This is a genomic window from Nocardioides sp. NPDC057772 (assembly GCF_042798075.1).
Classification (GTDB): domain Bacteria; phylum Actinomycetota; class Actinomycetes; order Propionibacteriales; family Nocardioidaceae; genus Nocardioides.
The window spans coordinates 1-3,776 of the sequence record NZ_JBHVKN010000314.1 but is presented as its reverse complement, the minus strand read 5'-3'; the positions used below and the strand labels follow the sequence as shown (position 1 = coordinate 3,776).

Genomic DNA, 3,776 nt, shown 5'->3' with positions numbered 1-3,776 from the left:
AAGGAGTCGTCCCTTGCCTGCGCCATCGCCATCGCAGGATTCTTCCCCTGGTTCAAGGGCCTACGGTGGGGAGACGAGGCAGCAGGCGCCGCAAAGTCGGGAGACGAGTTGCCTGGCCTGTTACCGTCGGCTCCGAAGCCCCTTGGTCGCGGATCGACGGGCCGAACTGTTCCGGAGAATCTGAAAGAACAGATGGCGATGACTGCCGTACGTAACAACCCTGCTGGTTCGCCGGTCACGCGGATCAAGATGGGGGACTCTAGGTGGCCGGGCAGCGATGGTTGGGTCAAGATGCAGCAGATCGAGGGCGACGTGAATATCCACTACGTCTACAACACGCTCACCGGGAGTGTGGACGACTTCAAGTTCGTGTCGCGATGAGAGCCGTCTGCATCGCCAACGATCCGAAAGGCCTCGCCGATCACCAGCAGAGCCGTGCGATCGCGATAGAGAGTTCGTATCCGTTGACGGTCGGGAAGGCGTATGCGGTCGTCGGCATGACAATCGCGGAGCGGGCCTTCTATCTCCTGGTGCGCGATGATTCAGGTGGCCCGTGCTTCGCCCATGCAGGCTTCTTCGAACTCTTCGTTGCCCCGCTGCCGGCGGGTTGGCGATTCGGCCTTGAGGCCGGGATTCGCGCGTCAGGTCGTGACCTCTGGTCGGAGCCGTCGGTTGCGACGTGGGGCTATCCCGAACTCGTCGAGGATCCGGCTCACGTCCAGGCCCTCCTCGAATTCGAGCCGAGTGCCCTTGCGCTGTTCGAGTCGTATGTTGCGGAGGCAGAGGGCGACTGATTCAACCGCACAACCCGTGAGCAGCGGAGACCACCGCGATCACGGGGAAGCCGACCAAGTCGCGGTCGAGGAAGAGAAGAACACCGGCGGGACCTGGGAGGTCGCCAAGAACTACTCCTACGGGCCCAGTGGCGAAAAGCTGCAGTTGACCGACACCCCGGTCAACGGCACCACCACCGAGACCCAGTACTACGGCACCAACCCCCACGGTGATGTCGAGACCCTGACCAAGGCCGACGGCACCACCGCCTCGACCTACCGGTACACCGCCTACGGTGCCCCGGACAAGAAGGGCACCACCGGCCAGGACGCCTACTCCACCGCCGCGTCCGAGACCGACCGGATGGCCGCCGACCTCGACAACGTCAATCCCTACCGGTTTTCCGGGAAACGGATCCACGGCGGTACCGGTACCTACGACGTCGGGTTCCGTGACTACGACCCTGGCATCAACCGGTTCCTCACCCGCGACTTCTACCAGGGAGCGCTGAAGGACCTCGCCCTCGGTACCGACCCGTGGAACACCAACAGGTACGCGTTCGCGGGTGGGAACCCGATCGGCCGCATCGAGCTCGACGGGCACATGACCATCGCGGACACTAGCGGCGGTTCTTCAGACAGCAGCGGCGACGGTGGTGGGTTCTTCGACGGCATCTTGAACCTCTTCTCTGGGCAGGGCGATGCGCCCAAGACCTGGACATCAGACGGTCTCTCTGAGCCAGCCCCACGCACCTATCAGCCCAAGACCTACGAGAACACCGGAAGCCCGATGGACTGGGGCCCTGGAGTTGTCCGCAGCCTCGCGGATACCTACGACCTCTTACGTCCTCGCCGGGATCCCCGCCGTCTTCGCCGGCGGAACATCCGGCCCGGCCTCCGGTGCATCTAGCGGCATCAAATCGTTCCTGAAGAACATCAAGAACTTCAAACCCGGCACCGCACCCAGGCTTCCCGCCACCACCGCAAACACCGTAGGCAAGACGTGCAACTCGTTCAGCGGTGACACGCTCGTGTTGATGGCTGACGGCACCAGGAAGCCCATCAAGGAGGTCAAGCTCGGCGACTGGGTGATGGCCAAGAACCCGATCACCGGGGTGATGGGGCCGAGGAAGGTCGTCGATCTGATCCGGCACTCGGGTCCGCACGATGGTCAAGGTGCGGCTCGCGGACGGAACTACGATCGACGCGACCGACGAGCACCCGTTCTGGGTCGAAGGTGAGCAGGCGTGGGTCGACGCGATCGACCTGGAGCCCGGTGACGTGCTCATCGAGGCTGATGGTGACAAGAACTTGGTCTTTGCGACGCTGGTCACCGAGCAGGATCTGACCGCGTACAACTTCACGGTCGAGGATCTGCACACCTACTTCGTGGGCGTTGACGATGTGCTGGTTCACAATGCTGGCGCATGCCCTGCCTTTGGCATTGACGACGCTTTCAACTCTGCTCTGGCGCCGTCTGATAAGGGGTCTGTCCGATTTTCTGTGTAAACGGTCATCGGCTCAGTTGAGTCCTAGGCGGTCGCCGTAGGTCATCGATAGTACGTTGAGGATGGGCTGCCAGCCATTGACTCGGCCGGTGGGGTTGTTGCCCTTGTTCTTCTCGCGGTGTCGGATCGCGAGGTAGAGAACCTTGAGTGCGGACTGTTCGTCGGGGAAGTGTCCACGGCGTTTGGTCGCTACCCGGAATCGGGCGTTGAGGGACTCGATCGCGTTGGTGGTGTAGATCAGCTTGCGGACCTCGGGCGGGAACTCCAGGAACGGCGCGAACTCGTCCCAGGCGTTGCGCCACGTGTTGATCATCGCCGGGTAGCGCTCGTCCCAGCGTTCGGTGAAGTCGGCGAACTCGGCCTCCGCTGCGGTGACGGTGGGCGCGGTGTAGATCCGCCGCAGTCCGGTGGTGACCTTCTGCCAGTCCTTCCTGCTCGATAGACGCAGGCTGTTGCGGACCAGGTGGACCACGCAGGTCTGCACCGTCGCGTCGGGCCAGATCGCCCGGATCGAGTCCGGCAGGCCCTTGAGCCCGTCACAGCACACGATGCACACGTCCTGGACACCCCGGTTCTTCAGGTCGGACAGCATCGTGGCCCACTGCTTCGAACCCTCCCCACCGGTGGGCCCGATCCACATCCCGAGCACGTCCCGGACCCCGTCGAGGTTGACGCCCATCGCGACGTAGACCGGCCGGTTCCCCACCGACCCGTCACGGACCTTGAGGAAGAGCGCATCGATGAGGACCACCGGGTAGACCGGGTCCAACGGCCGCGACTGCCACTCCTGCATCTGCTTAGTGACCTTCTCAGTCACCGTGGACACCAGATCCCGGCTGATCGTGGTGTCGTAGACCTCCTCGAGGTGCTCGACGATGTCACCGGTCGTCATCCCCTTCGCGTACAGCGAGATGACCGCGTCGTCGAACCCAGTCAGCCGACGCTTGCGCTTGGGCACGATCTGCGGCTCGAACGTACCTGCCCGGTCCCGCGGTACGTCGAGTTCGATCTGACCGATCTCGGTGGTCACCGTCTTCGGGCTCGTCCCGTTGCGCGAGTTCCCGCTGCCACGGCCGGCGATATCGTGCTTGCCGTACCCGAGGTGGTGGTCCATCTCGGCCTGCAACGCCGATTGCAGCACCTGCTTGGTCAGCGCGGTCAACAAGCCATCCTCACCGGTCAGCTCGATCCCACGCTCAGCCGCAGACGCCACCAACTGCTCGGCCAAGGTGGCCATGTCCTGGCCCGCAACAGCCGGCACCACCGACCGCCCAGCCGGCCCGCCCGTCCGCTCACGCGGCCCGCGCTCGTCCATGTCGTTCATGACGTGATGTTCCTTCCGCCACGGACCAGATCCGTGGCATCACGCCGAGCCGGTTACACAGATTTCCTGACAGACCCGCCGGAGGAGTTCTACGGGGGCTTTGAAGGCAAAGACGACGACTGGGTCAAGGACCAGGTGGCGTTTGAAGCGACACTGGACCCGAGTGCCCTC

The 3,776-nt window shown here is 63.7% G+C and carries 5 protein-coding genes; 4 read left to right on the top strand and 1 reads right to left on the bottom strand.

Annotation, left to right across the window (positions count from 1 at the left end):
- The 4 genes from ACFVJS_RS26920 to ACFVJS_RS26905 all read left to right on the top strand — a co-directional run.
- On the top strand, positions 1-381 hold a 381-nt coding region (locus ACFVJS_RS26920), incomplete at its 5' end, for a hypothetical protein (RefSeq protein ID WP_378886623.1).
- Positions 378-794, top strand: coding sequence for a hypothetical protein (locus tag ACFVJS_RS26915; RefSeq protein WP_378886622.1), 417 nt, complete (start codon positions 378-380; stop codon positions 792-794). The genes ACFVJS_RS26920 and ACFVJS_RS26915, both read left to right, overlap by 4 nt.
- 16 nt (positions 795-810) lie before the next feature.
- Entirely contained in the window at positions 811-1,683 is an 873-nt protein-coding gene (locus ACFVJS_RS26910) for an RHS repeat-associated core domain-containing protein (RefSeq protein WP_378886621.1), read from the top strand.
- Between the two features lie 257 nt (positions 1,684-1,940).
- Entirely contained in the window at positions 1,941-2,282 is a 342-nt protein-coding gene (locus tag ACFVJS_RS26905; RefSeq protein ID WP_378886620.1) for a polymorphic toxin-type HINT domain-containing protein, read from the top strand.
- A 12-nt stretch (positions 2,283-2,294) separates the two neighbouring features.
- On the opposite strand, the gene ACFVJS_RS26900 is transcribed toward ACFVJS_RS26905, so the two are convergent.
- A complete protein-coding gene (locus ACFVJS_RS26900; RefSeq protein WP_378886624.1) occupies positions 2,295-3,596 on the bottom strand; it encodes an IS256 family transposase in 1,302 nt (433 codons plus the stop codon).
- Positions 3,597-3,776 lie beyond the last annotated feature (180 nt).